The sequence below is a fragment of the Micromonospora sp. WMMD558 genome (assembly GCF_049315255.1).
GTDB lineage: Bacteria > Actinomycetota > Actinomycetes > Mycobacteriales > Micromonosporaceae > Micromonospora.
This window is the reverse complement of record NZ_CP186061.1, coordinates 2,351,513-2,377,842: the sequence shown is the minus strand read 5'-3', so window position 1 is coordinate 2,377,842 and position 26,330 is coordinate 2,351,513. Positions and strand designations below refer to the sequence as shown.

The window sequence follows — 26,330 nt, the reverse complement described above, 5'->3', positions numbered from 1 at the left end:
GGCGCGACCGGTGCGTGCGGTGCTTCTCGGGGCGGGTCAGCGGTCCAGGACCAGGCCGACCTTCTGGAACTCCTTGAGGTCGCGGTAGCCGCACTTGGCCATCGCGCGGCGCAGCCCGCCGAACAGGTTGAGCTGGCCGTCCGGCTCGTCGGCCGGGCCGAAGAGCAGCTGCTCCATCGAGCCGAGCGGCTCGCCGGCCACCTCGAACGCGCCGCGCGGCAGCGACGGGTGGCTGGCGGCCGAGTGCCACCACGCGCCACCGGCCGGTGCCTCCGCGCACAGCGACAGCGGCTCGCCGAGCATCACCGCGTCCGCCCCGCAGCCGAGGGCCTTGGCGATGTCGCCCGAGGTCATGACGTCGCCGTCGGCGATCAGGTGCACGTACCGGCCGCCGGTCTCGTCCAGGTAGTCGCGCCGCGCGGCCGCCGCGTCGGCGATCGCGGTGGCCATCGGCACCCGGATGCCGAGCACGGAGTCGGTCGTGGACCAGTCGTCGCCGCCGATGCCGACGATGACGCCGGCCGCACCCGTACGCATCAGGTGCAGGGCGGTCTTGTAGTCGGTGCAGCCGCCGACGATGACCGGCAGGTCGAGGTCGGCGATGAACTCCTTGAGGTTGAGCGGCTCCTCGGTCGTCGAGACGTGCTCGGCGGAGACGATGGTGCCCTGGATGACCAGGATGTCGACACCGGCGTCGAGGATGACCGGGGCGAGCGCGAGGGTGTGCTGCGGCGAGACCCGCACGGCCACCGTGCCGCCGCCGGCACGCAGCTCGCGGACCCGCTCGGCGATCAGGTCGGGACGGATCGGCTCGGAGTACGCCTCCTGGAGCCGCTTGGTGTGGCGCGCGTCCTCGTCCAGGCCGGCCAGCTCCTCCAGCACCTTCGTCGGGTTCTCGTAGCGGGTCCACAGACCCTCCACGTTGAGCACGCCGAGGCCGCCGAGCTGGCTCAGCTTCACCGCCGAGGCCGGGCTCATCGTCGCGTCGGAGGGGTGGCCGACGCAGGGGATGCCGAACGGGTACGCGTCGAGCTGCCAGGCCGTGGAGACGTCGTCGACGTCCCGGGTGCGGCGGCTCGGCACGATCGCGATGTCGTCCAGGTGGTAGCCGCGCTGCGCGGTCTTGCCCAGCCCGATCTCGACCACGTCACGCATGGGGACTCCAGGTGGTTGGGGGTGGTGGGTCAGCGGGTGTGGTAGTTGGGCGCCTCGACGGTCATCTGGATGTCGTGCGGGTGGCTCTCCTTGAGCCCGGCCGCGGTGATCCGGATCAGCTGGCCACGCTGGTGCAGCTCGGTGATGCTCTCCGCACCGGCGTACCCCATGGCGAGCCGCAGCCCACCGACCAGCTGGTGGGCGACCCGGGCCAGCGGCCCCCGGTACGGCACCTGGCCCTCGACGCCCTCGGGGACCAGCTTCTCGTCGCTGGTCACGTCCTGCTGGAAGTAGCGGTCCTTCGAGTACGACTTGGCCTGGCCCCGGGACTGCATGGCACCCAGCGAGCCCATCCCCCGGTAAACCTTGTACTGCTTGCCGTTGACGAAGATCAGCTCGCCCGGGCTCTCCTCGCAGCCGGCCAGCAGGCTGCCCAGCATGACCGTGTCGGCCCCGGCGACGAGCGCCTTGGCGATGTCGCCCGAGTACTGGACGCCGCCGTCACCGATCACCGGGACGCCGGCCGGCCGCGCCCCCCGCGCCGCCTCCATGATCGCCGTGATCTGCGGTACGCCGACACCCGCGACCACCCGGGTCGTGCAGATGGCGCCCGGGCCGACCCCGACCTTGACGCCGTCCGCGCCGGCCTCGACCAGTGCCTTCGCGCCGGCGTACGTGGCGATGTTGCCGCCGATGACGTCGATGCCGGTGTCCTTCTTGACCCGGGCCACCATCTCCAGCACGGCCCGCTGGTGGCCGTGCGCGGTGTCCACGATCAGCACGTCGACGCCCGCGTCGACCAGGGTGCGGGCCCGCTTGTACGCGTCCTCACCGACGCCGACGGCGGCGGCGACGCGGAGGCGGCCGGCGTCGTCCTTGGTGGCGTCCGGGTACTGCTCGCTCTTGGTGAAGTCCTTGACCGTGATCAGCCCGCGCAGCTTGCCGGAGCCGTCGACGATCGGCAGCTTCTCGACCTTGTGCTGGCGCAGCAGGGCGAGCGCCTCGTCCTTGCTGACGCCGACCGGGGCGGTGATCAACGGGGTGCGGGTCATGATCTCGTGGACCGGGGTGGCCGGGTCGGACACGAAGCGCATGTCGCGGTTGGTGACGATGCCGACCAGCTGGCCGTCGCCGTCGACCACCGGCACGCCGGAGATGCGGTACCGCCCGCAGAGCGCGTCGACGTCGCGGAGCGTGTCCTCCGGGCTGGCGGTCACCGGGTTGGTGATCATGCCGGACTCGGAGCGCTTCACCAGGTCGACCTGGAGCGCCTGGTCCTCCACGGAAAGGTTGCGGTGCAGCACGCCGATGCCGCCCTGGCGGGCCATGGCGATCGCCATCCGCGCCTCGGTCACCGTGTCCATCGCGCTGGACAGCAGCGGGATGGACAGCTCGATCGACCGAGTCAGCTTGGTGCGGGTGTTCACCCGGCTGGGCACGATGTCCGACTCGCCCGGCTGGAGCAGCACGTCGTCGAAGGTGAGCCCGAGCGGCACCACTCGCGCCGAGCCGGCGGGCAGCTCCGGCAGGTGGCCGCCCAGCTCGCCGTTGTCGGCGCCGGTCGGCTGAGCGGTGCTGGGCGAAATTTCCACGATTGCTCCCCTGAGCTGCTCGGACGGGCTTCAGCGAGGTGGCGCGGGCGGGCACCGGCGCACGCCGGGTGACGGCGCGTCGCCCCATCGTACCCAGTGACCCGCCCCGTCCCCGCCGGTGGCGGGGCAGGTCACGCACGGCCCGGGGGCGGGCGTCGGCGGGGGGTTGGGTCTACGGTGAGGGGGTGCACGACGAGCCCATCGACCCGTTCAACGGCGACCCGGCCGATCCGACCGCCGGCCTGCACGATCCTGGCGACGAGTCGCTCGACCCGCTGACCGACGTCGAGCGGCAGGACGTCCTGGAGGACCTGGCCGACCTGGAGATCTACCAGGCGCTGCTGGCGCCGATCGGGGTGCGCGGGCTGGTGATCGAGTGTGAGGACTGCCGGGAGCCCCACTACTTCGACTGGGACCTGCTCCGGGGTAATCTGCGCCACCTGCTCAGCTCCGGGCGTCCCCGGGTGCACGAGCCGGCGTACGACCCGGATCCGGACCACTACGTCAGCTGGGACTACGCGCGCGGGTACGCCGACGGCGTGCACGACACGCTGAGCGAGGGCTCGGACGAGGAGCCGGGCTCCGGGCGCTGAGGGGTCAGGCCACCAGCCCGGCGCGGAAGCCGGCGGCCACCGCGTGGGCGCGGTCCCGCGCGCCCAGCTTGCGGAAGAGCCGCCGGGCGTGGGTCTTGACCGTGTCCTCGGAGACGAACAGCTCACGCCCGATCTCGGCGTTGCTCTTGCCTTCCGCCATCCCCAGCAGCACCTGCAGCTCGCGCTCGGTCAGCCCGATCGACGCCCGCCCGTTCCGGGCGGCGGAGGCGTTGCGCTGGTTGCCCGGCACCGCACCCTCCGGCTCGCCGGCCGGTTCGGCGGGGTCGTCACCGCGCTGCACGGGCACCACCGTCGGATGCCCGGCGGCCGGGTCGGTGGAGCTGGCCGACCAGGCCGTGGGCGGGTCGGCGGGGGTCCGGCCGGCCGGCGTGGAGCGGGCCGGCCCGCCCACGGAGGCGGCGTCCCGTACGGGGTCGGTGACCCGGTGCCGGTTGGCCCGCCCGGGGGCCGAGAGCAGCAGCAGCGCCTTCGCCACCGCGCTGGTGAGGTCGTGGTCGGTGCCCTGGATGAGGCCACGGGCGCCGGCGTTGATCGTCGCGGCGGCCGCCTCGGACTCCTCGGCGCCGAGCAGCAGGACGGCGGCCTGCGGCGCCCGGGCCAGCACCCGGCGGACGAACCCGGCGCTGTCCGGCCGGGTGAGCGCCGTGTCGGCGAGCACCACGTCGGCGGGACGCTCCGCGAGCCGCAGCATCACCTCGGGATCGGAGACGGCGGTCCGCACCGCCCCGGACAGTCCCAGCCGCGCCGCCGCGGAGGTCAGGTGCTGCGCCGCCAAGGGCGTCCGAACGCACACGAGAACCGTACGCACAGTGGTCTCCTCTCCGTTCACGAGCAGACCATGGCGGGGTCCCGTCGGGAGGTGGTTCCGGGCAATCCTTCGAACTTTTCCGACAGTTGGGGCATATGCCGCGAGTTGTCCGAGGTTTTGGATCACAGAAGTGTGAGCCGCGCGGACCCCGGGTACCGGGACCTCGAGCCGGACACGGCGCGCCAGCGCGGACGCCGGTAACACAGGGAACTCCGCGGTGCCGCGCGGAAGGAGGGGTGCTGATGTCGAACGTACGTAGACTTCCCGGACCCATCGTCGACCTCTGGGACTGGCAGCGTCTCGGCGCGTGCCGAGGTCGGGACAGCGCCCAGTTCTTCCACCCGGACGGCGAGCGGGGCTCCTCCCGCCTGCGCCGGGAGTCGGGCGCCAAGGCGGTCTGCCGCACCTGCCCGGTCCGGGCCGAGTGCGCGGCGCACGCCCTCGCCGTCCGCGAGCCGTACGGCGTCTGGGGCGGCTTCAGCGAGTCCGAGCGGCTGCGCCTGCTCGCCCTGGGCTGGGAGGACCTGGCCGATCGCCGGCAGACGCGGGTCGACATCGCCCGGCTGGAGGCTCGCCTGGGCCGGCCGCACAAGTCGACCGTCCCCGCGCAGCGCAAGATCGCCTGACCCCGGCCCGAGAACCTTCCGACGCCGCGCCCCAGTGGGGCGCGGCGTCGTCGTCGGGAGGTTCGCCTTCGGTTCGTCCTATGGGCGGCCCGGCCCGCCCGCATGTTCCCCACCACCGCCTTTGCTCTGCTTCAACCGGCGCACCGTTTTCGGCCCGTTTCCGGTGCGTGGGTTGAAGCAGAGCAAAGGGTGTGCGGCGGCATGTTCCTGGAGCAGGTGCGTCCGGAGGATTTCGCCGGGCGGGCCAGGGCGATCCGGCCGGCGCGTTCGCCGTCGCGGGGTGTCCGGTGTCGGGTGACGGACCGGCACCGGAAGGGGCGCCGGCGGTCAGGTGGCGGCGTCGGCGGTCGGTGGCGTTCCCGTCGGTCAGCGGACGGTCACCCGGACGGCGTGCCAGCCGGTCGCGCCGTCGGGCGCCAACGCCGAACGCCGGCCGGTCTGCGTCTCGCCGGTCGAGTCCGTGGCCCGCACCTCCAGCTTGTGCTCGCCCGGCGTCGCGTCCCACCGCCACGACCACTGCACCCAGGTGTCCACCGAGACCGTCGCGGCGAGGTCCGCCTCCCGCCACGGACCCTCGTCCACCCGGACCTCGACCCGGCGGATGCCGCGATGCTGCGCCCAGGCCACCCCGGCGACGGTCACCGGGCCGGCGGTCAGCCGGTTACGCGGGCGCGGCGTGTCGATCCGCGACTGGGTCTTGATCGGCCCCTGGGCCGACCAGCCACGCGGCACCCAGTACGCGTCGAAGTCCGCGAAGCTGGTCAGCTCCAGCTCGGTGACCCACTTGCACGCAGACACGTACCCGTAGAGACCGGGCACCACCACGCGGGCCGGGAAGCCGTGCTCGACCGGCAGCGGCTCGCCGTTCATGCCGACCGCCAGCAGGGCGTCCCGCCCGTCCCGCAGCACCGCCGTGGGGGTGCCGCACGTCCAGCCGTCGACCGACCGCCCGACCACCTGGTCGGCGCCCTCCTCCGGGTCCGCCTCGTCCAGCAGTTCCTTCAGCGGCACACCCAGCCAGCGGGCGTTGCCGACCAGGTCGCCGCCGACCTCGTTCGAGACGCAGGCGAGGGTCACGTAGCGCTCGACCATCGGCCGGGCCAGCAGGTCGTCGAAGGTGAGCGTGATCGGGTTGCGTACCCGGCCGTGGATGCGCAGCCGCCAGGTGGCCGGGTCCACCTGAGGCACCACCAGGGCGGTGTCGATCCGGTAGAAGCCGGTGTTCGGGGTGACGTACGACGCGAGCTGCGGCACCGCCAGGTCGGCGCCGGCCGGCACGGCGGGCGCGGGCGAGACGGGCGGCGGCAGCGTCACCGCGCTCCGGGCCGCCGAGACGCCCTGGCGGCCCGCCAGCCACCGGCCGCCGAGTCCGGCCACCCCGGCCGCCCCGAGCAGCAGCCCGGTGGCGGCGAGAAAGCGCCGCCGCGACTCCAGGTCCGGCGTCGCGGGCTCCGCCGCGACCCCCCGCCCGGCCGCGACCACCGAGCCAGCGGCCGGTGACGGGGGCTCGGCCGGCGGCACGGGTGGAGACCAGGGCCAGGGGTCCAGCTCCAGCGGGCCGGCGATGAACGCCCACAGCACCACCGCGCCGAGGACGCCCCCGACCAGCGCCGGCAGGGCGTCGGCGCCGTCCGCGCCGGCCCGGGTCAGGGCCGCCCCGACCCCCAGGGCGGTGAACGCCGCGACGCCGGTGAGGCCGTACGCCAGCCGGCGCCGGGACAGCACGCCCAGCAGGGCGGCGAAGCCCGCCAGCAGCAGGGCCGTCCCGATCAGCAGCGCGATCTTGTCGTACGTGCCGAACAGCGCGATGCCGACCTGCTTCAGCGGCTCGGGCACGGTGTCGACGACCAGGCCCCCGACGGCGACCAGCGGCGCGGAGCGCGGGCCGGTCAGCACCGCCACGAGCTCCGCCGACCCGAGCGCCACCGCGGCGGCGGTCACCCCGGCCAGGGCGGCGTGGTACCTCGTCGTCGTGGTCACGCCGCCCAGTGTTTCCGATCGGAGCGGCGGCCCGGTAGTGACGTCAGCGTTCCGTAAGCACACCCGGAAACGCGTCGGGGCGCACCACCGGCGTGGCGGTGCGCCCCGAACGGGGTTGCGACGTGGGTCAGAAACCCGGGCCGTGCTGGTGGCTGTGGCCGTGGCCGTGCGAGTGGCCGTGGCCGCCCGCGGCCGGCTCCGGCTCCTTCGGCTTCTCCACCACGAGGCTCTCCGTGGTGAGCAGCAGACCGGCGATGGACGCGGCGTTGGCGACCGCGTTGCGGGTCACCTTCACCGGGTCGAGGATGCCGGCCTTGGTCAGGTCGACGTACTCGCCGGTGGCGGCGTTGAGCCCGTGGCCCCACTCCTTGCCGGCGACCTTCTGCACCACCACGTAGCCGTCGTGGCCGGCGTTCTGGGCGATCCAGCGCAGCGGCTCGACCAGCGCCTTGCGGACGATCGAGACACCCACCTTCTCGTCACCGGTGAAGCCGAGGTCGTCGTCGAGCACCGGCAGGATCTGGGCCAGGGCGGCACCGCCGCCGGGCACCGTACCCTCCTCCACCGCGGCCTTGGTCGCGGCGATGGCGTCCTCGATGCGGTGCTTGCGCTCCTTCATCTCGACCTCGGTGGCCGCGCCGACCTTGACCACCGCGATGCCGCCGGAGAGCTTGGCCAGCCGCTCGGCGAGCTTCTCCCGGTCCCACTCGGAGTCCGAGGCCTCGATCTCCTTGCGGATCTGGGCGACCCGGTCGGCGACCTCGGAGGCCTGGCCACCACCGTCGACGATCGTGGTGTTCTCCTTGTCGACCACCACGCGCCGGGCGGTGCCGAGCACCTCGAGGCCGACCTGGTCGAGCTTGTAGCCCAGCTCGGGAGCGACCAGCTCGGCGCCGGTGAGGATCGCGATGTCCTGGAGCATCGCCTTGCGGCGGTCACCGAAGCCGGGGGCCTTCACCGCGCAGACCTTGAGGGTCTTGCGGATCGCGTTGACCACCAGGGTGGACAGCGCCTGGCCCTCGACGTCCTCAGCGATGATGAGCAGCGGCTTGTTGTTCTGGAGGACCTTCTCCAGCAGCGGCAGCAGCTCCTCGATCGCCGAGATCTTCTGCGTGGTGATCAGGATGTACGGGTCCTCCAGGACCGACTCCTGCGCCTCCACGTCGGTGACGAAGTTCGGCGAGACGAAGCCCTTGTCGAACTGGAGACCCTCGGTCACGTCCAGCTCGGTGGCGAGGGTGGAGCCCTCCTCGACGGTGATGACACCGTCGCGGCCGACCTTCTCCATCGCCTCGGCGATCAGCTCACCGATCGTCGCGTCCTGCGCGGAGATCGTCGCGACGTGCGCGATCGCCTCCTTGTCGGCCACCTCGACGGCCTTGCCGAGCAGCGCCTCGGAGACCTTCGCGGCCGCCGCGTCGACGCCCCGCTTGAGGCCGGTCGGGTTGGCGCCGGCCGCGACGTTGCGCAGGCCCTCGCGGACCATCGCCTGGGCCAGCACGGTCGCGGTGGTGGTGCCGTCGCCGGCGACGTCGTTGGTCTTGGTCGCCACCTCCTTGACCAGCTGCGCGCCGAGGTTCTCGTACGGGTTGGTGAGCTCGATCTCCTTGGCGATCGTGACGCCGTCGTTGGTGATCGTGGGCGCACCAAACTTCTTGTCCAGGACGACGTTGCGCCCGCGGGGGCCGAGGGTCACCTTGACCGCGTCCGCGAGGGCGTTGACACCGTGCTCCAGCAGGTGCCGCGCGTCGTCCGAGAAGCTCAGGATCTTCGCCATGAATGTCCCTTCGAAGCGTCGTTGCCCCGGCCCGGCGAGCCGGACCGGGGCAACGACACTGCTCGGTTGCCTACTTCTCGATGACCGCGAGGACGTCGCGGGCGGAGAGCACCAGGTACTCCTCGCCGGCGTACTTGACCTCGGTGCCGCCGTACTTCGAGTAGAGAACGGTGTCGCCGACCTTGACGTCGAGCGGCACGCGGTTGCCCTTGTCGTCGATCCGGCCCGGGCCGACAGCGAGGACGGTGCCCTCCTGCGGCTTCTCCTTGGCGGTGTCGGGGATCACGATGCCCGACGCCGTGGTGGTCTCAGCCTCGTTCGCCTGGACCACGATCCGGTCCTCGAGCGGCTTGATCGCAACCTTGGTCGCGGTAGTCACGGGCATACCCTCCTGGGGTACTGGTTTCGTTACCGGCCGGCAAGCCGACCAGCGCAATCTGCCACATGCCACCGGGCGGGGCCGTCGTCGCGGGTGCCGGTCCGCCTGGCGTTCACCTCCCGGGCACCCGGCCCGGGGGGTTGGCACCCTCAGGGTGAGAGTGCTAATCGCAGGTTATTCCTCGGCTAGCACTCCGTCAAGGAGAGTGCCAACGGGACACCCGACGCGTCGCCACAGCTTCGCCACTCTTCACCGCAACACGCCGGCTTTCGCTTCCCCGGCGGGCGAGCGCGCTCGTACGTTCCGGCAACGGTCGGGACACGGAGGGTGGCGAATGATCGAGGTACCGACACTGGGCTTCCTGCGCGACCAGTTGCGCCGGGCCCGCCAGGCGCGCGGCCTCAGCCAGGATGAGCTGGGCAGGCTGATTCATCCTGGCCCGGCTCGCCGACGGCACCGAGCTGGCACATCTGGACAACCAGCTCCGGGGCCAGACGGTGGACGGCCCGAACGACCTTGCCACCTTGGGACGGCGTTGGGAGACTGTGGCCGGTGAGGCGCTGCCGCGCCGGCAGTCCGCCCGCCTGATCGAGGAAGTGGCGACGTCATGGACCTGACCCGCGCCGCCTGGCGCACGTCCACCCGTAGCAACAACAACGGCGGCGCCTGCGTCGAGGTCGCCGACAACCTGCCCGGCGTGATCGCGGTGCGGGACAGCAAGGACCCGGCCGGCCCGGTGCTCGCCTTCACCCCGGCGAGCTGGCGGGCCTTCGTCGCCGCCTGCCCGACACCTCGCTGACACCGCACGCGCCTCCCCCACGCCGGCCCGGTGTCGCCTCCGGGTCTGCCCGGCCACGCCGAGTCACCCCTCTGCGCCGTCCTTGGCATGATCCACTCGGGTTCCTGCATATCGCGGTGTCCGAGTGAGCGGGACACCCCGATGTCACGGAAGTCGAGTCGATCATGCGAGGGCCGGCCGTTCGGCCCCGGGCTCCCCCGGCCCGGCCGGTTCGGGACCGGCCGGAAGAATGGCCGGGTGGACCTGGAACAGCTGGCGGAGCTGCGTACGCCCGAGGGGTCGGCCGCGCTCGCGGCGGCGGCCAAGGTGGCCGGCGGCGACCCGCTGGCCGCGGCGGCGGCGCTCCGCTCGGCCGGGGTGCCCGCCGCGCTCGCCGCGGCGGCGCTCACGCAGGCCGAACTGCGCCGCCGGGCGGTCGGCAAGTTCGGTGCGGCGGCCACCGGCATGTTCTTCACCCGCGCCGGACTGGAGCAGGCCACCCGGGGCGTGGTGGCACGCCGTCGCGCCGACCGGCTCCGCGCCGCCGGCGTGACCACCCTGGCGGACCTCGGCTGCGGCCTCGGCGCCGACGCGCTCGCCGCCGCCCGTGCCGGCATCCGGGTGTACGGAGTGGAGGCCGACCCGCTCACCGCCGCGATGGCCGCCGCGAACGCCGAGGCGACCGGGCTGGCCGAACGGTTCACCGTGGAGTGCGGCGACGCCACCGGGTTCGACGTGAACCGGGTCGACGGGGTCTTCTGCGACCCCGCCCGCCGGAGGTCCGGCCGGCGGATCTTCGACCCGAACGCGTACTCGCCGCCGTGGGACTTCGTGGTCGGGCTGGCCGAGCGGGTACCGCGCACGGTGGTGAAGGTGGCGCCCGGCCTCGACCACGCGCTGATCCCGCCCGGCGCGGAGGCGGAGTGGGTGAGCGTCGACGGCGACCTGGTCGAGGCCGCCCTCTGGTGCGGCGACCTGGCGACCGTCCCCCGCCGCGCGACCGTGTTGAAGGAAGGGCCCCCTTTTAACGCCTCCGGTAGAGAAGGGTCCCCTTCTCACCACGCGACCGTCCACGAGCTGACCGGTTCCGGCACGGTCGAGGCGCCGGTCGGTCCCGTGCGACGGTACGTGTACGACCCGGACCCGGCGGTGGTCCGCGCGCACCTCGTCGCCGAACTGGCCGGCGAACTGGGCGCCACGCTGGCCGATCCGGCGATCGCCTACCTGTACGCCGACACCCCCGCGCCGACACCGTTCGCCCGCGGTCTGGAGATCACCGACGTGCTGCCGTTCTCGCTGAAGCGGCTGCGGGCGCTGCTGCGGGAACGCCAGGTCGGCCGGGTCGAGATCCTGAAGCGCGGCTCGGCGCTCGAACCAGAGAAGCTCCGCCGCGACCTGAAACTCACCGGCAACCAACCAGCCAGCCTCATCCTGACCCGGGTGGCCGGCGCCCCGACGGTCCTGATCGCCCGCCCGCTCCCACCCGGCTGATCCAACCCCGTTGATCATGAGGTTAGCGGCGACGGCAACGGCGTGTCGCACCGCTAACCTCATGATCAACGCGGGCTTCCGGCGGGGATACCGGGTGGAACGGGTGGGGCGGGCATTAGGTTGGCGGGCGTGGCGGGACAGGGGACTCCGGCAACGGCCTTGCTGGCGAAGCGGAAGGTCGCGCACCGCACCCATCCGTACGACGTGTCGCCGGAGGCGCCGAACTACGGGGCGCTGGTGGCGGCGGCGCTCGGCGTGCCCGCGGAGCGCGTCTTCAAGTCCCTGGTGACCGAGGTCGACGGTACGCTCACCGTCGCGGTCGTCCCGGTGACCGGCGAGCTGGACCTGAAGGCCCTCGCCGCGGCGGTGGGCGGCAAGCGGGCCGCGATGGCCGACCGCGCGGTGGCCGAGCGCGCCACCGGGTACGTACGGGGTGGGATCAGCCCGCTCGGCCAGCGCAAGCGCCTGCCCGCCGTGCTCGACGAGAGCGCCCTGCGGCACGACACCGTGTACGTCTCGGCCGGCCGCCGGGGCCTCCAGCTGGAACTGGCCCCGCAGGACCTGGTCGCCCTCACCGACGCCACGACCGCCCGGATCGCCTCCGCCTGACCCCGGCGCCCGCGCACTTCCCCGGCTGCTCCGGTCCGCCCGTTTCACCCGACCTTGCCCCGGCGGAGAGCGCTCGCCGCTTGGGTAAAGCCCGGGAGTCGCTGACGTTGCCGAATTGTTACTGCCCACAACAAACTCATGACCTCGGCACTCTTGTGCCGGCGGTGGAGCGCGGAATACGTTGCCGGGCACAACAAAACAACACCATCCCCCACCTCCGAAAGGACCCTGCACATGCGCAAGGGCTTCCTCGCCGTCGCCGCCGCGGGCCTCCTGGCCACCGGCAGCATGGCGGCCTGTGGTGACAACTCTGACGGCGGCGACCAGGCCGGCGGCCAGAAGACCCCGAAGATCGGCGTGATCCTTCCGGACAGCAAGTCCTCCGCCCGCTGGGAGGGCGCGGACCGCAAGTTCCTGGAGGAGGCCTTCAAGGCCGCCGGCGTCCAGTACGACATCCAGAACGCCCAGGGCGACAAGTCCCAGTTCTCCACCATCGCCGACCAGATGATCACCAGCGGTGCGACCGCCCTGATGATCGTCAACCTGGACTCCGGCACCGGCAAGGCCGTGCTGGAGAAGGCAAAGTCCCAGGGTGTCGCCACCATCGACTACGACCGGCTGACCCTCGGCGGCTCGGCCGAGTACTACGTCAGCTTCGACAACGAGGCCGTCGGCAAGCTGCAGGGTGAGGGCCTGGCCAAGTGCCTCACCGACGCGGGCAAGCAGAAGCCGGTCGTGGCCTACCTGAACGGCTCCCCCACCGACAACAACGCGACCCTGTTCAAGAACGGGTACGACTCGATCCTCAAGCCGAAGTTCGACTCGGGCGAGTTCACCAAGGGCCCGGACCAGGCCGTTCCGGACTGGGACAACGCCCAGGCGGGCGTCATCTTCGAGCAGATGCTGACCCAGACCAAGGGCAAGATCGACGGCGTGCTGGCCGCGAACGACGGCCTCGGCAACGCGGCGATCTCCGTCCTGAAGAAGAACAAGCTCAACGGCAAGGTCCCGGTGACCGGCCAGGACGCGACCCCGCAGGGCCTGCAGAACATCCTCGCCGGTGACCAGTGCATGACCGTCTACAAGGCGATCAAGGAGGAGGCCAAGGCCGCCGCCGAGCTCGCCATCGGGCTGGCCAAGGGCGAGCGCAAGCAGACCGGCCAGACCGTCAAGGACCCGGAGAGCGGGCGGGACGTGGCGTCCGTGCTGCTCACCCCGAAGCTGATCTACAAGGAGAACGTTAAGGACGTCATCGCCGACGGCTTCGTGACCAAGGACGAGGTCTGCACCGGCGACTTCGCCAAGCTCTGCACCGACGCCGGCATCAGCTGAACCCCGCCGTGGTGAGCGCCGCCCGGCACGGGCCACCCCCGTGCCGGGCGGCGCACCGCCGCTGCCGACGGGCTGAAGAGACCTCCCCTTGATCCGTAAGGAGAACCCCGTGTCCGCGACCCCCCTGCTGGAGCTACGCGGGATCGACAAGAGCTTCGGTCCCGTCCAGGTCCTGCGCGACGTCGCCTTCTCCGCCTACCCCGGCGAGGTGACCGCGCTGGTCGGCGACAACGGCGCCGGCAAGTCCACCCTGGTCAAGTGCATCAGCGGCATCTACCCGACCGACGCCGGTGAGTTCCTCTTCGACGGCCGGCCGGTGACCATCAACAGCCCGCGCGACGCCGCCGCGTTCGGCATCGAGGTCGTCTACCAGGACCTCGCGCTCTGCGACAACCTCGACATCGTGCAGAACATGTTCCTCGGCCGGGAGAAGCGCAGCGGCATCGTGCTGGACGAGCCGACCATGGAGCAGATGGCCGCGGAGACGCTCGCCGGTCTGTCGGTACGCACGGTGAAGTCGCTGCGTCAGCACGTCTCCAGCCTGTCGGGAGGCCAGCGCCAGACGGTGGCCATCGCCAAGGCGGTGCTCTGGAACAGCAGGGTGGTCATCCTCGACGAGCCCACCGCCGCGCTCGGCGTCGCGCAGACCGCGCAGGTGCTCGAACTGGTCCGCCGGCTGGCCGACAACGGCCTGGCCGTGGTGCTCATCTCGCACAACATGAACGACGTCTTCGCCGTCTCCGACCGCATCGCCGCGCTCTACCTCGGCCAGATGGTCGCGCAGGTGAAGACCACCGACATCACCCACGCCCAGGTGGTCGAGCTGATCACCGCCGGCCGGTCCGGCGCGCTCGGCCTCGGCAACGGGCAGCACGACAACGGCGGGGAGCCCGCCACCACCCCGGGAGCCGTCCGATGACCACCACCGCAGTACGCGAGGAGGGCCCGGCCGCCGTCACAGCGGCGCCCACCGTCGCCAGTCACGTCCGCAACTACCTGGCCCGGGTCCGCGGCGGTGACCTCGGCTCGCTGCCGGCCGTCACCGGCCTGGTCGTCCTCTGTGTCGTCTTCGCGATCGTGCGGCCGGTCTTCCTCTCCGCCGGAAACTTCGCCAACCTGTTCACCCAGGGCGCGGCGGTCACGGCGATCGCGATGGGCCTGATCTTCGTCCTGCTGCTCGGCGAGATCGACCTCTCCGCCGGCTTCGCCAGCGGCGTCTGCGCGGCGATCCTCGCCAACGTGGTGACCGTGCTGGGCTACCCGTGGTACGTCGCGGTGCTCGCCGCGCTCGCCACCGGCCTGGTCATCGGCCTGACCCTCGGCTTCCTGGTGGCGAAGGTCGGCATCCCGTCCTTCGTGGTCACCCTCGCCGGCTTCCTCGCCTTCCAGGGCGTGGTGCTGCTGCTGATGAAGGAGGGCACCAACATCTCGATCGGCGACGAGGTGATCATCGCGATCGAGAACCGGTGGGTGCCCCCGCTGATCGGCTGGGCGCTCTTCGCGGTCGCGGTCGCCGGGTACGCGGCGGCGCAGCTGCTCCAGCACCACAACCGCACGGCGCGTGGCCTGGTCACCGACCCGGCCCTGGTGGTCTTCGGCCGGATCGCGGCGCTCGCGCTCATCCTCGGCTTCGCCGTGTACGTGCTCAACCAGGAGCGCAGCATCAACCCGCTGATCAGCTCCAACAAGGGCATGCCGATCGTGGTGCCGATCCTGGCCACGCTGTTGGTCTTCTGGACGTTCGTGCTCAACCGCACGGCGTACGGCCGGCACCTGTACGCGGTCGGCGGCAACCGCGAGGCCGCCCGGCGGGCCGGCATCAACGTCGACCGCATCCGGATCTCCGCGTTCGTCATCTGCTCCACCATGGCCGCGATCGGCGGCATCATCGCCGCCAGCAAGGACAGGTCGGTCGACCCGAACACCGGTGGCAGTAACGTGCTGCTCTACGCGGTCGGCGCAGCGGTCATCGGCGGTACGAGCCTCTTCGGCGGCAAGGGTCGCATGATCAACGCGGTGCTCGGCGGCGCCGTGGTCGCGGTCATCATCAACGGCATGGGCCTGCTCAACCTCAGCGCCGGTCTGAAGTACGTCTTCACCGGCGCGGTTCTGCTGCTCGCGGCCGGTGTGGACGCGCTGTCCCGGCGCCGGTCCGCCGCCACCGGCACCCGCTGACCAGCTTCACCCGGAGTAGCACACCGCGATGCGCGTAGGACCGAGCCAGGACGAGATCCGCCGGCAGAACCTCGGGGCGCTGCTGCGCCACGTCCACCTGCACGGGGCGACGTCACGGGCGGAACTCACCACCGCGCTCGGGTTGAACCGCAGCACCATCGGCGCACTCACCACCGACCTCGCCGCGGCCGGACTGGTGAGCGAGGGGGCGCCGAAGGAAACCGGCCGGGCCGGACGACCGTCGCTGGTCGTCCGGCCCGAGTCGGCCCGGGTGCACGCGTACGCGTACTCCATCGAGGTGGACCGGCTGCGGGCCGCCCGGGTCGGTCTGGGCGGGGAGGTGCTCGACCGCCGGGAGCTGGAGCGGCCCCCCGGCCTCACCGCCGCGGAGGCCGCCCCGCTGCTGGCCGGGGCGGGCAAGGAGATGCAGCAGACCGTGTCCGCGGACGCGATCTGCGTCGGCGCGGGCGTCGCCGTCTGTGGGATGGTCCGCCGCGACGACGGCCTGGTCCGGCTCGGCCCGACGACGGGCTGGGTGGACGAGCCGATCGGCGCGGCGATCGGCGCGGAGCTGGGCCCGGACCTGCCGGTCAGCGTGGGCAACGTGGCCGACGTGGCGGCCTTCGCGGAGCACGCCCGGGGCGCGGCGGCCGGCTGCGACAACGTCATCTACCTGTACGGCGACGTCGGCGTCGGCGCCGGCATCATCGCCGGCGGACGGCGGCTGACCGGGCACGGGGGCTACAGCGGCGAGGTCGGGCACATGGTCGTGGTACGCGACGGCGCCCGCTGCGAGTGCGGGTCCCGCGGCTGCTGGGAGACCGAGATCGGCGAGCACGGCCTGCTCCGCGCGGCCGGCCGCTCGGACGCGCGCGGCCGCGAGGCGTTGCTGGCCGTCTTCGACGCCGCCGACCGGGGGGACGCCCGCGCCCAGACGGCGGTACGGCAGGCCGGCGACTGGCTCGGCTTCGGCGTCGCCAACCTCGTCAACATCTTCAACCCGGAGATGGTCATCTTCGGCGGCACCATGCGGGACCTCTACCTGGCCGCTGCGGCCCAGGTGCGCAGCCGTCTCAACTCGATCGCGCTGCCGGCCTGCCTGGAGCACGTCCGGCTGCGAACCCCGAAGCTCGGTGAGGACGCCCCGCTGATCGGCGCCGCCGAGCTGGCCTTCGAACGCCTCCTCGCCGACCCGCTCGACGTCGGCTGATTCGCGAATCCCCACTGAACTGATCCGGCGCTCAATCCGTACCTGAGGACGGACGGGCGGCCGGCGAGGTGCGGCTGCCCGGCCGAGACGTACCGGCCCGGAACCCAGGAGGCACCGCAGACATGGCACCGCGCAGATCCGCCCGTCGCCAGGGCCACCGGACCCGTCGTTTGGCGGTCCTGCTCATCGCGTTCGCCGCCGGGCTCGGGGTGCTGCCCGGCGCGGCCCTCGCCGCCCCGGCCGGCCAGCAGCTCAACGCCGCCGACGCCGCACTGCTGGCCGGTGTCCGGCTGGCCGGGCTGTGGGAGATGCCCGCCGGCCAGATGGCCGCCGAGAAGGGACGGTCGCCGCGGGTGCGGGAGATCGGCGCGGAGATCGCCAAGCAGCACGAGGAGCTGGACCGGCTGACCGTGGAGGCCGCGAACAAGCTCGGCGCGATCATCCCGACCGACCCGACCCCGGAGCAGAAGGGGTGGCTGACGGAGATGAAGAACGCGCGTGGGACGCAGTTCGACCAGATCTTCGTCACCCGGCTGCGGGTGGCCCACGGCAACATCTTTCCGGTGATCGGCGCGGTGCGGGCCACCACCCGCGACCCGATCATCCGGGAACTGGCCGAGGCGGCGAACACGTTCGTCAACAACCACATGCAGATGCTGGAGAGCACCGGGCTGGTCCGCTGGGCGGAGCTGCCGCCGGCCGCGCTGCCCGCGCCGGGTGAGGACGGTCTGCTCGCGGCGGCGTCGGCCAACACGGCACCCCAGTTCGGGGTCAGCAGCGCGCTGGTCTGGCTGGTCTTCCTCGCCGCCCTCGGCACCGGCGGCGTCGCCACCTGGCGGATGCTCCGCCGCACCTGACACCCGCCGCGCCCCTACCGCCCATGCGGATGACACGCACCAGGGAATCCCCGCCCGGACGCATCCGGGCGGGGATTCTCCTCGGGCTCGTCCTGGCCTGCCTGTGCCTCACCGTGCTCCCGGCGAGTCCGGCGGCCGCGCACGCCGTCGTGGTCGCCACGACCCCGCAGCGCGACGAGGTCGTCGGCTACGCGCCCCGGGAGGTGGTGGTCACCTTCAGCGAGCCGGTGGCGCCGGTCCCCGGCCGGATCCAGGTGCTCGCCCCGGACGGCCGGCGGATCAGTGTCGGCGAACCGGAGGTACGCGGGGCGACGCTCCGCGTCCGCGTCCGGGTCCCGGACCGGCCGCTCGGCACCTACCTGGTCAGCTACCGGGTCATCTCGGCGGACAGCCACCCGGTCGCCGGCAGCTTCACCTACTCCGCCGGGGCACCCTCCAGCACCCCGCCGCAGCCGGGGCCGGAGGACGCGTCGCCCGGCGGCCTGCTGGTGCCGGCGGCCAAGTACCTCGGATACCTGGGCCTGGTCGCGGCGGTCGGCCCGACCCTGCTGGCGGCCACGATGTGGCCCCGCCGGCGCTCCCGGCGCGGTGCCCTCGTCGTGGCGTGGACGGGGCTCGGGCTGGTCGCCGTCGCCACGGCCGCCACCTGGGTCGGGCAGGCCGCCGAGGCGGTCGGCGTGCCGGTCGGCGAGTTGTCCCTCGCGGACCTCCAGGCGGTCGGCACCGGCGCGGTGGCGGTGGTGTACGCCGTCCGGCTGGCACTGCTCGGGGTCGGCGCCACGCTGCTGCCCGCCGTCGTCGGGGGCACCGCCGGCCGTCCACGCACCGCGCTGCTGGCGGTGGTGGGGCTGGCCGCGGCGGCGACCTGGCCGCTCGCCGGGCACCCCGTCGCCGCTCCGCTGCCACCGGTGAGCATCGCCCTGGTCACCATCCACCTCGCCGCGGTGACCGTCTGGTTGGGCGGGCTGCTCACCCTCACGGCGTTCCTGCTGCGCCGGACCCACCCCCGGGTCCTCGCCCGGATCCTGCCGGCCTGGTCGAGGTGCGCCACCGTGGCGGTGTGCTGGCTGGTCATCACCGGCGTCGGTCAGGCGGCGATCGAACTCGGCCGGCCGTCGGCGCTGCTGGGCAGCGCGTACGGCCGGCTGCTCTGCGCGAAGGCCGCCCTGCTGGCCGCCGTCCTCGCCGTGGCCGCCTGGCAGCGGCACCTCGTCCGGCGGCGGGTCGCCGCCGGCCGCCCCCGCTGGGTCGCCCGCGCGGCCGGTGTCGAACTCGCGGCGACCGCGGTCGTGCTCGCCCTCACCGCGGTGCTCGTGCAGACCCCGCCGGGGCGCACCGCCGGGACGGAGGCGGCCGGGGCGACCCGGGAGGGCGTCGCGCGGTCCGTCAGCACCGACCTGCTCACCGTGCAGTTCGACGTGTACCCCGCCCAGGCCGGCGCGCTGAACAGCCTGCACGCCTACGTCTACACCCCCGCCGCGAAGCCGCTGCCGGTCGTCGAGTGGAGGGTCACCGCCGCGCTCCCGGCCGCCGGTGTCGAGCCGATCGCCGTCCCGGTCGACACACCGGAGCCGCACCACGCCAGCGCCGCACTCCGCTTCCCGGTCCCCGGCGAGTGGACTCTCCGGATCACCGCCCGGGTCTCCGACATCGACCAGTCCACCGTCACCGCGACGGTGCCCGTCCGCTGACCGTGGCGGTGGCGGTACGGCCCGGCGAGCGGCTCAGACGGGTCGCCGGCACGCCGCCGGGCGGCGTCAGCGGTCGACCTGGGTGAAGTCCCAGGAGTGCGGCGGGCGGGCGACCAGCGTCACCGGCGGGTCGGGCAGCGGCCGGGGGTTGCCGCGCCACTTGGAGATCACCACCACCCGGTGGTCGGTGGACGAGAACACCTCGCTGGACAGGTGCAGCGGGTCGTGGTCGAAGTCGGGCAGGGCGGTGTCGCACACCCACGTGATGAGGTCGGCCACCCCGTACGGCTCGGCCCGCACCTCCCACATCCGGACGATCACGTCGGCTCCTCCCCTCACACGCTGACCGTGGTCAGCGGCATCGCCGAATCCGCCGGAAGGTCCAGCCGGCTCGGCGCGACACCGGAGGCGACCAGGTGCGAGCCGAGCGCGGCGACCATCGCGCCGTTGTCGGTGCACAGCTTCGGCCGCGGCATCCGCACCCGGACGCCCTGTTTCGCCGCGCGCTCCCCGGCCATCGCCCGCAGCCGCGAGTTGGCCGCGACTCCCCCACCGATCACCAGGGTCTCCACCCCGTTGGCCCGGCAGGCGTCGAGCGCCTTCCCCACCAGCACGTCACAGACCGCCTCCTGGAAGGACGCGGCCACGTCGGCCACCGGGACCGGCTCGCCGGCCCGCTGCCGCGCCTCGACCCAGCGGGCCACCGCGGTCTTCAGCCCGGAGAACGAGAAGTCGTACCGGTGCGCCACCAGGTCCTTCGCGGCGGTCAGCCCGCGCGGGAAGCCGATGGCGCCCGGGTCACCCGCCCCGGCCTCCCGGTCGATGTGCGGGCCGCCGGGGAAGGGCAGGCCGAGCAGCCGGGCCACCTTGTCGAACGCCTCGCCGGCCGCGTCGTCGATCGTCGCGCCGAGCGGGGTCACCCCACGCGCGAGGTCGTCGACCAGCAGCAGGGACGAGTGCCCGCCGGACACCAACAGGGCGACCGCCGGCTCGGGCAGCGGCCCGTGCTCCAGGGTGTCCACGGCGACGTGCGCGGCGAGGTGGTTGACGCCGTACACCGGCTTCTCGGCGGCGACCGCGTACCCCTTGGCGGCGGCGACGCCGACCAGCAGCGCGCCGGCCAGCCCGGGCCCGGCGGTGACCGCGATGGCGTCGACGTCGGCGAGCGTCACCCCCGCCTCGGCCAGCGCCCGGTCCATCGTGGGCACGATCGCCTCCAGGTGCGCCCGGCTGGCCACCTCGGGGACCACGCCGCCGAACCGGGCGTGCTGCTCGACACTGCTGGCGAGCGCGTCGGCGAGCAGGGTGTGCCCGCGGACGATGCCGACCCCGGTCTCGTCGCAGGAGGTCTCGATCCCGAGGACCAGGGGTTCGTCAGCCATCGCTCCGCTCCTCGTGCCGCTGCATGACCAGCGCGTCGGTGTTGCTCGGCTGGTAGTAGCCACGCCGTACGCCGATCACCTCGAAGCCGTACATCGCGTAGAGCTTCTGGGCGGGGGCGTTGTCCGCGGCGACCTCCAGCAGCGTGCTACGGACGCGCCGCCGTGCCGCCTCGGCCAGCAGCGCCTCCAGCAGCAGCCGCCCGACGCCCCGGCGCTGCGCCTCCCGCCGTACGGCGATGTTCTGCACCCAGGCCTCGTCCGGCGAGGCGGTCGTGAGCCCGGCGTAGCCCAGCACGGCGCCGCCGTCGTCGGTCGCGACCAGGTAGTAATGCCCGTTGGCCAGCTCGTTCCAGAACATCGCCGGGGACCACTGCTCGGCACCGAAGAGGTCCGCCTCGATCGGCAGGACCTCTTCGATGTGCCACCACCGGAACCGCTCCAGCCGCACGCTGCTCACGGGGTCACCTCGGCTCGCAACCCGGGCACGCTCCTCGCGGTCACGGTAGGACCGGCTTGCGCGCGGTCGCCGCGACCGCGTCCGGCCGCCGCAGGTAGAGGGGGGTCAGCGGTTCCCCGGGCGCGCCGGCCCGGATCCGCTCGGCCGCGAGCAGGGCCAGCACGGCGGCCTCCGGGTAGCGGGGCTCGGCCGCGACCGGCAGGGCCAGCGTCTCCGCGTACCGGTGCGCGCCGTCGCCCACGGCGAGGGTGACGGCCAGGCCCCGGGCGCGCTCGGCGGCCACCGCCGGAGCGGACACCTCGGGGCCGGCGATCCGCTGGCCCGCACCGTCGTAGACCGCCCAGTAGATCTCCCGGCGCCGCGCGTCGCTGGCGGCGAGGACCGGTTCGCCGGCGGCCGCCGGGTGGCCGATCCCGTCCAACGAGCAGACACCGTACGTGGGAACGCCGAGCACCTGCCCCATCGTGGCGGCGGTGACCAGCCCCACCCGCAGCCCGGTGAACGGGCCGGGGCCGAGACCCGCGACGATCGCGGTGAGGTCGGCGGGGCGCGCGCCGGCGTCGGCGAGGACCGCGTCCACCTGCGGGGCGAGCAGCTCCCCGTGCGCGCGGGCGTCGACGGTGCGGCGGTGCGCCCGGGTCTCGACGCCGGCCGCCGAGACCTCCACCAGCGCGGCGGTCACCGCGGGCGTCGAGCTGTCCACCACCAGTACGAGCACGGTGAACCAGCCTAGTCGCCCCGACGCTCACCCGAGTGACGCCCCGGATCACCGCAGATCCCGCTGCCCACAGCGCCCCGCCCGTGCCGCTCCGCCGAGCCGCACCCCGCCAGCCCCCCACCCAGCCAGCACCCCGCCAGACTCTCCTCTGCCCTGCCCGTCCCTCCGCCAGGCTTCCCCTCCGTTGGGGACCGATGCGCGCCCGCCGGATCGGGCTGCTCGGTGTCCCGATGCCGTCCGGCCAGGAGCGGGTGCGTGCGCCTTCTGGTGCCGGACCACGGCATGTCGGGCTGGGAAGACCTGGTGCTGAGCGATATGCCGCTCAGTCATATTTATGACCGACAGTCATATCGCTTTCCACCTAGTTGTCATCCTCTGGCGGTGACGAAGAGTTCCCTCGCCCAGCAGATCGCCGCGACGCTCCGCCGCGAGCGGACGTCGCGGTTCCTCACCCAGCAGGCCCTCGCCGACCTCGCCGGCATCAGCCAGAGCGCTCTGGCCCGAATCGAGCGCGGTGACCGCGTGCCAAGCATCCCGCTGGTCGAGCGGGCCTTCGCCACCCTCGATCTCCAGCTCCGCGTCACGGTGGAGCAGCTCGACGCCCACCTGGACGCCCAGCTCGACGAGCTCGCCGCGCGACCGCTGGCGGACCGGCTCGACGACCTTCCGCTGGACCGGGTCCTGGAGCGGCTCGGCGACCTGCCGCACCTCCTGACCGGCTGCACCGCGGCACTGATCCAAGGCGTGCCGGCGCCCGTGGACGGCATCGACCTCGCCGTCCGTTGGCGGGACTCAGCCCGGTTCACCGCCTGGCTCGAAGCCGTCTACGGACAGCGGTGGAACGAGCGGTGGGGCGACTACGGCGGGCTGCGCCTCGAGCCGGAGGAGCCGGGCGAACACCGCTGGCGCACCCGGTACGGGGAGATCCGCGCGCAGATGTGCGACGAGCTGCCGGAGGCCATCGAGGTGAAGCACCGCGATCGCGGCTACCGGGTGGTGCCGGTAGGGGTGCTGGAGCTGACCGACCCCCGGACAGCGTCGCTTCTGCAGCGTTGGCGCAGCCGGGCCGCTGGCTGACCGGCCGGAGGCTCAGCCGGCCGTGCGCTCCCAGTCGATCGTCGGCAGGCCGACGTCGGCGAGCGCCTTGTTGGCGGCGCTGAACGGGCGGCTGCCGAGGAACCCGCGCGGATTCATCGGGCTGGGGTGGCCGGCCTCCAGCACCACGTGCCGCGGGTTGGTCACCAGGGCCGCCTTCTTGCGCGCGTACCCGCCCCAGAGCAGGAACACCACCCGCGTCTCCAGCGCGTCGAGGGCGCGGATGGTGGCGTCGGTGAACTCCTCCCAACCGGAGTTCGCGTGCGAGCCGGGGGTGGCCTGGCGGACCGTCAACACCGCGTTGAGCAGCAGCACCCCCTGCGCCGCCCAGCCGCTGAGGTTGCCGCCGGCCGGCTTCGGCACACCCAGGTCGTCACCCAACTCCTTGAAGACGTTGCGCAGCGACGGCGGCACGGCCACCCCGTCCCGGACGCTGAAGCTCAGCCCGTGCGCCTGCCCGACCCGGTGGTACGGGTCCTGCCCGAGGATCAGCACCCGGCAGTCCGCCGGGGCGCACAGCCGGTAGGCCGAGAACAGGTCCTCGACGGGCGGGAAGACAGTCTGCGTGGCGTACTCCCGGGCGACGAACCCGGCGAGCGCCGCGGTGCGGGCCGGGTCGAGGTGCGGGGTGAGCACCGTGCGCCACGCCTCCGGCAGCAACGCCGGCAGGTCCAGGGTGGGAACGTCGTCGGGCATCGGCGGCCTTTCCGGTCAGGTCGGTCCCGGGCACTCTAGGCCGCCGGTGCGACAGCCTCCGCCGCGGGCTTCAGCGGCCAGCGGGCCACCGTGCCCGGCGGCCGCTCAGGCCAGTACGGCCAGCCGGGACGCCCAGTCGCCGCCGACCGGCTCCAGGTCCACCACCCGGGTGTCGTCGTCCCGGCGGTCGATCCGGACCCGCAGGTGGGCGTCGACGAGCTGCTCGACCAGGCCCTCCCCCCACTCGACCACGGTCACCGACTCGTCCACCGAGGCGTCCAGGTCCAGGTCGTCGATCTCGGCGCGCGGGTCGGCCGCGTCCCCCAGGCGGTACGCGTCCGCGTGCACGAGCGCCACCCGCCCGCCCAGGACCGGGTCGGGGCGGTGCACCCGGGCGATCACGAAGGTCGGCGAGGTGACGTCCCCCCGTACCCCGAGCCCGGCGCCGATGCCCTGGGTGAGCGCCGTCTTGCCGGCGCCGAGCGGACCGGTCAGCAGCAGCAGGTCACCCGCGCGGAGCAGGCCGGCCAGCCGGCGGCCGAACGCGTGCGTGTCCTGCACCGTCGGCAGCGTTACCCTCACGGTGCCTCCCGGTCCGCGACCGCGCGGTTCCGCCGCGCCGCACCCCGCGCGCTCACGGCACCGCCAGGAAGCGGGTCAGCGCGGAGTTGACCTCGTCGGCGTGCTCCAGCATCACCACGTGCCCGCTGTCGGGGATCTTGACGAACTCGGCGTGCGGCAGTCGCCGGACGATCTCCTCCGAGTGCGTGACCGGGGTGATCATGTCCTTGTCCCCGACGATCACCAGCACCGGCGTGCCGCTGAGCGCGGCGAGCGCCGGAAAGCGCGAGTGGGTGGCGAGCGTCCGCAGGTAGCGGGTGACCGTGTCGGCGGACGTCCGGGAGTTCATCTCCTCCACGTACGACACCAGCGCCGCGCTCGGCCGGCGGGTCCCGAAGCCGTACTTGCGGGTGAGCAGCCAGGCGACGTTGGTGGTGGACTTCCGCGCCCGGTCGATGACCGTGCCGCCGTAGCGGGTGGCGTTGCTCATCATGTAGAGCACCGGCGCGCCCACGCGGCCGAGCAGGGCCGGGGCGACCAGCTTGGTCTCCGCCAGCAGGCCGCCCGAGGTCGCCATCAGCACGGTGCCGACCACCCGGTCGCCGAAAAGCTCCGGGAAGAGCTCGGCGAACGCCATGATCGTCATGCCGCCCATCGAGTGGCCGACCAGCACCAGCGGGCCCTCCGGAGCGGTGCGGTCGATCACCGCGCGCAGCGTCCGGCCCAGCGCGGCCAGGTCGTACTCGCCGGTCTCCAGTCGCCCCGACCGGCCGTGGCCGGGCTGGTCGTACGCGACCACGCGGTGCTCGCCCCGCTCGGCGAGCATCTTGCGCTGGAAGTGGAAGGTGCCCATGTCGAGGCAGAACCCGTGCACCAGCACCACGGTCGGGTTGCCGGGCACCGGCCGGGTCGGCTCGACCACCTCGACGTGGATGTCGGTGCCGTCCGGCATCTCCACGCACAGCGCCTCGTCGTACCGCTGCTCGCCGAAGATTTCCCCGGCGTACGGGTCGGCAGGGTCGGCCTTGAACCGGCGAACCAGGGCGCGCTCGGTCGCGACGCCCGCGGCCAGGCCGGCGGCGGCGACCCCGACGGCGGCCAGCGCGCCGACGGCGGCCCGGGCGGGACCGGACCGGGGCAGGGGGATCCGGGGGCGGGACGACGTCACGGGCGCTCGCCGTCGTAGACGCGGGGCACCCGGCTGCTGCCGAAGCGGGTGACGATCTCGTAGTTGATCGTGCCGACCGCCTCCGCCCAGTCGTCGGCGGTGGGTGCACCGTCGGCGCCGCTGCCGAACAGCGTGGCCACGTCCCCGGCCGCGACCGGGTCGTCGCCGCAGTCGAGCACGAACTGGTCCATGCAGACCCGGCCGGAGATGGTCCGCCGGACGCCACCGAGCTGGACGGGGCCACTGTTGGAGGCGTGCCGGGGCACCCCGTCGGCGTACCCGAGCGGCACCACCGCCAGGGTGCTCTCCCGCTCGGTCGTGTAGGTGTGGCCGTACGAGACGCCCGCGCCCGCCGGGACCCGTTTGGTGAGCATGATCCGGGCGCGGGCGGTCATCGCCGGGCGCAGCCCGAAGCCCTCGCCGGTCACCGGGGAGAGCCCGTAGACGGCCAGCCCGGGGCGGACCAGGTCGAAGTGGGTGTCGGGCCGGGTCAGCGTGGCCGCCGAGTTGGCCAGGTGCCGGTAGCGCGGGCGCAGTCCGGCCTTCTCCACCATGCCCAGCCCCTCGTGGAAGACGGCGAGCTGGCGGTCGGTCGTCGGGTGGCCGGGCGAGTCGGCGTACACGAAGTGGCTCCACACGCCGACGACCTCGACCAGGCCGTCGGCCTGAGCCTTCGCGGCGGCGTCCAGCAGGGTCGGCCAGTCGGCGACGGTCGCGCCACCCCGGGACAGGCCGGTGTCGATCTTGAGGTGGAGACGGGCCGGCCGACCGGCGACCCGGCTCGCCTCGATCATCTCGTCGAGCTGGGGCAGGCTGGCCGCACCGAGGTCGACGCCGGCCGTCACCCCCTCGTGCAGCGGCAGCCCCGGAGCGAGCAGCCACGCCAGGACCGGCGCGGTGATCCCCGCCCGGCGCAGGGTGAGGGCCTCGTCGAGGGTGCAGACGCCGAGCCAGTCGGCCCCGGCGTCCAGCGCCGCGCGGGCGGCCGGCACCATGCCGTGGCCGTACCCGTCGCCCTTGACCACCGCCATCAGCTCGGCGGTGGTGCCGGACCGGAGCCGGCTCACGTTCTCGCGGATCGCGTCAAGATCGACGCGTACCTCGGCCTGCCACATGCCCCCAAGCCTACTGAGCTGATCACCGCGGCCTGACCCGCCCACGTCGATCCGGATGTCGCGC

Annotated in this window: 26 protein-coding genes and 1 pseudogene; 13 read left to right on the top strand and 14 right to left on the bottom strand. The window is 73.3% G+C overall.

Annotated features, from left to right (window positions below; genetic code table 11):
• Window positions 1-36: 36 nt before the first annotated feature.
• Together ACN26Y_RS11650 and guaB are read right to left on the bottom strand one after the other, a co-directional pair.
• Entirely contained in the window at window positions 37-1,155 is a 1,119-nt protein-coding gene (locus tag ACN26Y_RS11650; protein ID WP_155330305.1) for a GuaB3 family IMP dehydrogenase-related protein, read from the bottom strand.
• Window positions 1,156-1,184: 29 nt separating this feature from the next.
• Window positions 1,185-2,747: an IMP dehydrogenase gene (gene guaB / locus ACN26Y_RS11645; RefSeq protein ID WP_422734706.1), complete on the bottom strand. Its 1,563-nt coding sequence runs from the start codon at window positions 2,745-2,747 to the stop codon at window positions 1,185-1,187.
• A gap of 185 nt (window positions 2,748-2,932) precedes the next feature.
• On the opposite strand from guaB, the gene ACN26Y_RS11640 reads away from it, so the two are divergent.
• On the top strand, window positions 2,933-3,340 hold the full coding sequence (locus ACN26Y_RS11640; RefSeq protein ID WP_155330304.1) for a DUF5319 domain-containing protein: 408 nt from the start codon (window positions 2,933-2,935) through the stop codon (window positions 3,338-3,340).
• Between the two features lie 4 nt (window positions 3,341-3,344).
• On the opposite strand, the gene ACN26Y_RS11635 is transcribed toward ACN26Y_RS11640, so the two are convergent.
• Complete coding sequence (locus ACN26Y_RS11635) at window positions 3,345-4,169, bottom strand: helix-turn-helix transcriptional regulator (RefSeq protein WP_155330303.1); 825 nt, start codon at window positions 4,167-4,169, stop codon at window positions 3,345-3,347.
• Window positions 4,170-4,411: 242 nt separating this feature from the next.
• Here ACN26Y_RS11635 and ACN26Y_RS11630 point away from each other — a divergent pair, with 242 nt between their 5' ends.
• Window positions 4,412-4,795 (top strand): WhiB family transcriptional regulator, encoded by a 384-nt coding sequence (locus tag ACN26Y_RS11630; RefSeq protein ID WP_155330302.1) that lies wholly within the window; start codon window positions 4,412-4,414, stop codon window positions 4,793-4,795.
• A gap of 366 nt (window positions 4,796-5,161) precedes the next feature.
• Here the strand turns inward: ACN26Y_RS11630 and ACN26Y_RS11625 are convergent, their stop codons facing one another.
• The 3 genes from ACN26Y_RS11625 to groES all read right to left on the bottom strand — a co-directional run bounded on the left by ACN26Y_RS11625 (window position 5,162) and on the right by groES (window position 8,937).
• Complete coding sequence (locus ACN26Y_RS11625; protein ID WP_422734705.1) at window positions 5,162-6,775, bottom strand: molybdopterin-dependent oxidoreductase; 1,614 nt, start codon at window positions 6,773-6,775, stop codon at window positions 5,162-5,164.
• A 127-nt stretch (window positions 6,776-6,902) separates the two neighbouring features.
• Window positions 6,903-8,552 carry a chaperonin GroEL gene (groL, locus tag ACN26Y_RS11620; RefSeq protein ID WP_155330300.1) on the bottom strand — a complete coding sequence of 550 codons (1,650 nt, stop codon included), beginning with the start codon at window positions 8,550-8,552 and terminating at the stop codon, window positions 6,903-6,905.
• Window positions 8,553-8,622: 70 nt separating this feature from the next.
• Window positions 8,623-8,937 carry a co-chaperone GroES gene (gene groES, locus ACN26Y_RS11615; protein WP_089005269.1) on the bottom strand — a complete coding sequence of 105 codons (315 nt, stop codon included), beginning with the start codon at window positions 8,935-8,937 and terminating at the stop codon, window positions 8,623-8,625.
• Between the two features lie 422 nt (window positions 8,938-9,359).
• Here groES and ACN26Y_RS11610 point away from each other — a divergent pair.
• The 10 genes and pseudogenes from ACN26Y_RS11610 to ACN26Y_RS11565 all read left to right on the top strand — a co-directional run.
• A pseudogene (locus tag ACN26Y_RS11610) lies at window positions 9,360-9,548 on the top strand (Scr1 family TA system antitoxin-like transcriptional regulator); the annotation flags it as partial.
• On the top strand, window positions 9,539-9,730 hold the full coding sequence (locus ACN26Y_RS11605) for a DUF397 domain-containing protein (protein WP_155330299.1): 192 nt from the start codon (window positions 9,539-9,541) through the stop codon (window positions 9,728-9,730). The pseudogene ACN26Y_RS11610 and the gene ACN26Y_RS11605, both read left to right, overlap by 10 nt.
• A gap of 237 nt (window positions 9,731-9,967) precedes the next feature.
• The gene (locus tag ACN26Y_RS11600; RefSeq protein ID WP_422734703.1) at window positions 9,968-11,200 is read left to right on the top strand and encodes a THUMP-like domain-containing protein; all 1,233 of its coding nucleotides are present in this window, start codon (window positions 9,968-9,970) and stop codon (window positions 11,198-11,200) included.
• 129 nt (window positions 11,201-11,329) lie between these two features.
• The gene (gene ybaK / locus ACN26Y_RS11595) at window positions 11,330-11,809 is read left to right on the top strand and encodes a Cys-tRNA(Pro) deacylase (protein WP_155330297.1); all 480 of its coding nucleotides are present in this window, start codon (window positions 11,330-11,332) and stop codon (window positions 11,807-11,809) included.
• Window positions 11,810-12,043: 234 nt separating this feature from the next.
• Complete coding sequence (locus tag ACN26Y_RS11590) at window positions 12,044-13,141, top strand: sugar ABC transporter substrate-binding protein (RefSeq protein WP_155330296.1); 1,098 nt, start codon at window positions 12,044-12,046, stop codon at window positions 13,139-13,141.
• A 109-nt stretch (window positions 13,142-13,250) separates the two neighbouring features.
• Complete coding sequence (locus ACN26Y_RS11585) at window positions 13,251-14,060, top strand: ATP-binding cassette domain-containing protein (protein ID WP_155330295.1); 810 nt, start codon at window positions 13,251-13,253, stop codon at window positions 14,058-14,060.
• The gene (locus ACN26Y_RS11580) at window positions 14,057-15,316 is read left to right on the top strand and encodes a sugar ABC transporter permease (RefSeq protein ID WP_155330294.1); all 1,260 of its coding nucleotides are present in this window, start codon (window positions 14,057-14,059) and stop codon (window positions 15,314-15,316) included. The genes ACN26Y_RS11585 and ACN26Y_RS11580 overlap by 4 nt, the downstream gene beginning before the upstream one ends.
• A 28-nt stretch (window positions 15,317-15,344) precedes the next feature.
• Window positions 15,345-16,526 (top strand): ROK family protein, encoded by a 1,182-nt coding sequence (locus ACN26Y_RS11575; protein ID WP_155330293.1) that lies wholly within the window; start codon window positions 15,345-15,347, stop codon window positions 16,524-16,526.
• 122 nt (window positions 16,527-16,648) lie between these two features.
• Window positions 16,649-17,383, top strand: a complete 735-nt coding sequence (locus ACN26Y_RS11570; RefSeq protein WP_155330292.1) for a DUF4142 domain-containing protein — start codon at window positions 16,649-16,651, stop codon at window positions 17,381-17,383.
• A gap of 29 nt (window positions 17,384-17,412) precedes the next feature.
• Entirely contained in the window at window positions 17,413-19,074 is a 1,662-nt protein-coding gene (locus tag ACN26Y_RS11565) for a copper resistance CopC/CopD family protein (protein ID WP_422734702.1), read from the top strand.
• Between the two features lie 66 nt (window positions 19,075-19,140).
• Here ACN26Y_RS11565 and ACN26Y_RS11560 read toward each other — a convergent pair whose 3' ends face one another.
• From ACN26Y_RS11560 to tsaB, 4 genes are read right to left on the bottom strand one after another with little or no spacing between them, the layout of a single operon-like run.
• Window positions 19,141-19,395: a hypothetical protein gene (locus tag ACN26Y_RS11560; protein ID WP_155330290.1), complete on the bottom strand. Its 255-nt coding sequence runs from the start codon at window positions 19,393-19,395 to the stop codon at window positions 19,141-19,143.
• Between the two features lie 14 nt (window positions 19,396-19,409).
• Window positions 19,410-20,456, bottom strand: coding sequence for a tRNA (adenosine(37)-N6)-threonylcarbamoyltransferase complex transferase subunit TsaD (gene tsaD / locus ACN26Y_RS11555; protein WP_422734701.1), 1,047 nt, complete (start codon window positions 20,454-20,456; stop codon window positions 19,410-19,412).
• Window positions 20,449-20,913, bottom strand: a complete 465-nt coding sequence (gene rimI / locus ACN26Y_RS11550) for a ribosomal protein S18-alanine N-acetyltransferase (RefSeq protein ID WP_422734700.1) — start codon at window positions 20,911-20,913, stop codon at window positions 20,449-20,451. Before rimI ends, tsaD begins: the two co-directional genes overlap by 8 nt.
• 40 nt (window positions 20,914-20,953) lie before the next feature.
• A complete protein-coding gene (gene tsaB, locus ACN26Y_RS11545; protein WP_155330288.1) occupies window positions 20,954-21,631 on the bottom strand; it encodes a tRNA (adenosine(37)-N6)-threonylcarbamoyltransferase complex dimerization subunit type 1 TsaB in 678 nt (225 codons plus the stop codon).
• Window positions 21,632-22,012: 381 nt separating this feature from the next.
• Between tsaB and ACN26Y_RS11540 the strand changes: the two genes are divergently transcribed.
• Window positions 22,013-22,708 carry a helix-turn-helix domain-containing protein gene (locus ACN26Y_RS11540; RefSeq protein ID WP_422734699.1) on the top strand — a complete coding sequence of 232 codons (696 nt, stop codon included), beginning with the start codon at window positions 22,013-22,015 and terminating at the stop codon, window positions 22,706-22,708.
• Window positions 22,709-22,720: 12 nt separating this feature from the next.
• Here the strand turns inward: ACN26Y_RS11540 and ung are convergent, their stop codons facing one another.
• The 4 genes from ung to alr form a co-directional block, all read right to left on the bottom strand.
• Window positions 22,721-23,422: a uracil-DNA glycosylase gene (gene ung, locus ACN26Y_RS11535; protein ID WP_155330286.1), complete on the bottom strand. Its 702-nt coding sequence runs from the start codon at window positions 23,420-23,422 to the stop codon at window positions 22,721-22,723.
• A 105-nt stretch (window positions 23,423-23,527) separates the two neighbouring features.
• The gene (gene tsaE / locus ACN26Y_RS11530) at window positions 23,528-24,004 is read right to left on the bottom strand and encodes a tRNA (adenosine(37)-N6)-threonylcarbamoyltransferase complex ATPase subunit type 1 TsaE (protein ID WP_155330285.1); all 477 of its coding nucleotides are present in this window, start codon (window positions 24,002-24,004) and stop codon (window positions 23,528-23,530) included.
• A gap of 52 nt (window positions 24,005-24,056) precedes the next feature.
• The gene (locus ACN26Y_RS11525) at window positions 24,057-25,151 is read right to left on the bottom strand and encodes an alpha/beta fold hydrolase (protein ID WP_422734698.1); all 1,095 of its coding nucleotides are present in this window, start codon (window positions 25,149-25,151) and stop codon (window positions 24,057-24,059) included.
• A complete protein-coding gene (gene alr, locus ACN26Y_RS11520) occupies window positions 25,148-26,266 on the bottom strand; it encodes an alanine racemase (protein WP_155330283.1) in 1,119 nt (372 codons plus the stop codon). The genes ACN26Y_RS11525 and alr overlap by 4 nt, the downstream gene beginning before the upstream one ends.
• Window positions 26,267-26,330: the final 64 nt, after the last annotated feature.

Excerpts from the sequence above, each read along its gene's own strand:
- ACN26Y_RS11650 (WP_155330305.1), bottom strand. The coding sequence starts at position 1,155 with ATGCGTGACGTGGTCGAGATCGGGCTGGGCAAGACCGCGCAGCGCGGC.
- ACN26Y_RS11630 (WP_155330302.1), top strand. The coding sequence starts at position 4,412 with ATGTCGAACGTACGTAGACTTCCCGGACCCATCGTCGACCTCTGGGAC.
- groL (WP_155330300.1), bottom strand. The coding sequence starts at position 8,552 with ATGGCGAAGATCCTGAGCTTCTCGGACGACGCGCGGCACCTGCTGGAG.
- groES (WP_089005269.1), bottom strand. The coding sequence starts at position 8,937 with ATGCCCGTGACTACCGCGACCAAGGTTGCGATCAAGCCGCTCGAGGAC.
- ACN26Y_RS11605 (WP_155330299.1), top strand. The coding sequence starts at position 9,539 with ATGGACCTGACCCGCGCCGCCTGGCGCACGTCCACCCGTAGCAACAAC.
- ACN26Y_RS11590 (WP_155330296.1), top strand. The coding sequence starts at position 12,044 with ATGCGCAAGGGCTTCCTCGCCGTCGCCGCCGCGGGCCTCCTGGCCACC.
- ACN26Y_RS11580 (WP_155330294.1), top strand. The coding sequence starts at position 14,057 with ATGACCACCACCGCAGTACGCGAGGAGGGCCCGGCCGCCGTCACAGCG.
- ACN26Y_RS11575 (WP_155330293.1), top strand. The coding sequence starts at position 15,345 with ATGCGCGTAGGACCGAGCCAGGACGAGATCCGCCGGCAGAACCTCGGG.
- ACN26Y_RS11570 (WP_155330292.1), top strand. The coding sequence starts at position 16,649 with ATGGCACCGCGCAGATCCGCCCGTCGCCAGGGCCACCGGACCCGTCGT.
- ACN26Y_RS11565 (WP_422734702.1), top strand. The coding sequence starts at position 17,413 with ATGACACGCACCAGGGAATCCCCGCCCGGACGCATCCGGGCGGGGATT.
- tsaD (WP_422734701.1), bottom strand. The coding sequence starts at position 20,456 with ATGGCTGACGAACCCCTGGTCCTCGGGATCGAGACCTCCTGCGACGAG.
- ung (WP_155330286.1), bottom strand. The coding sequence starts at position 23,422 with ATGCCCGACGACGTTCCCACCCTGGACCTGCCGGCGTTGCTGCCGGAG.
- alr (WP_155330283.1), bottom strand. The coding sequence starts at position 26,266 with ATGTGGCAGGCCGAGGTACGCGTCGATCTTGACGCGATCCGCGAGAAC.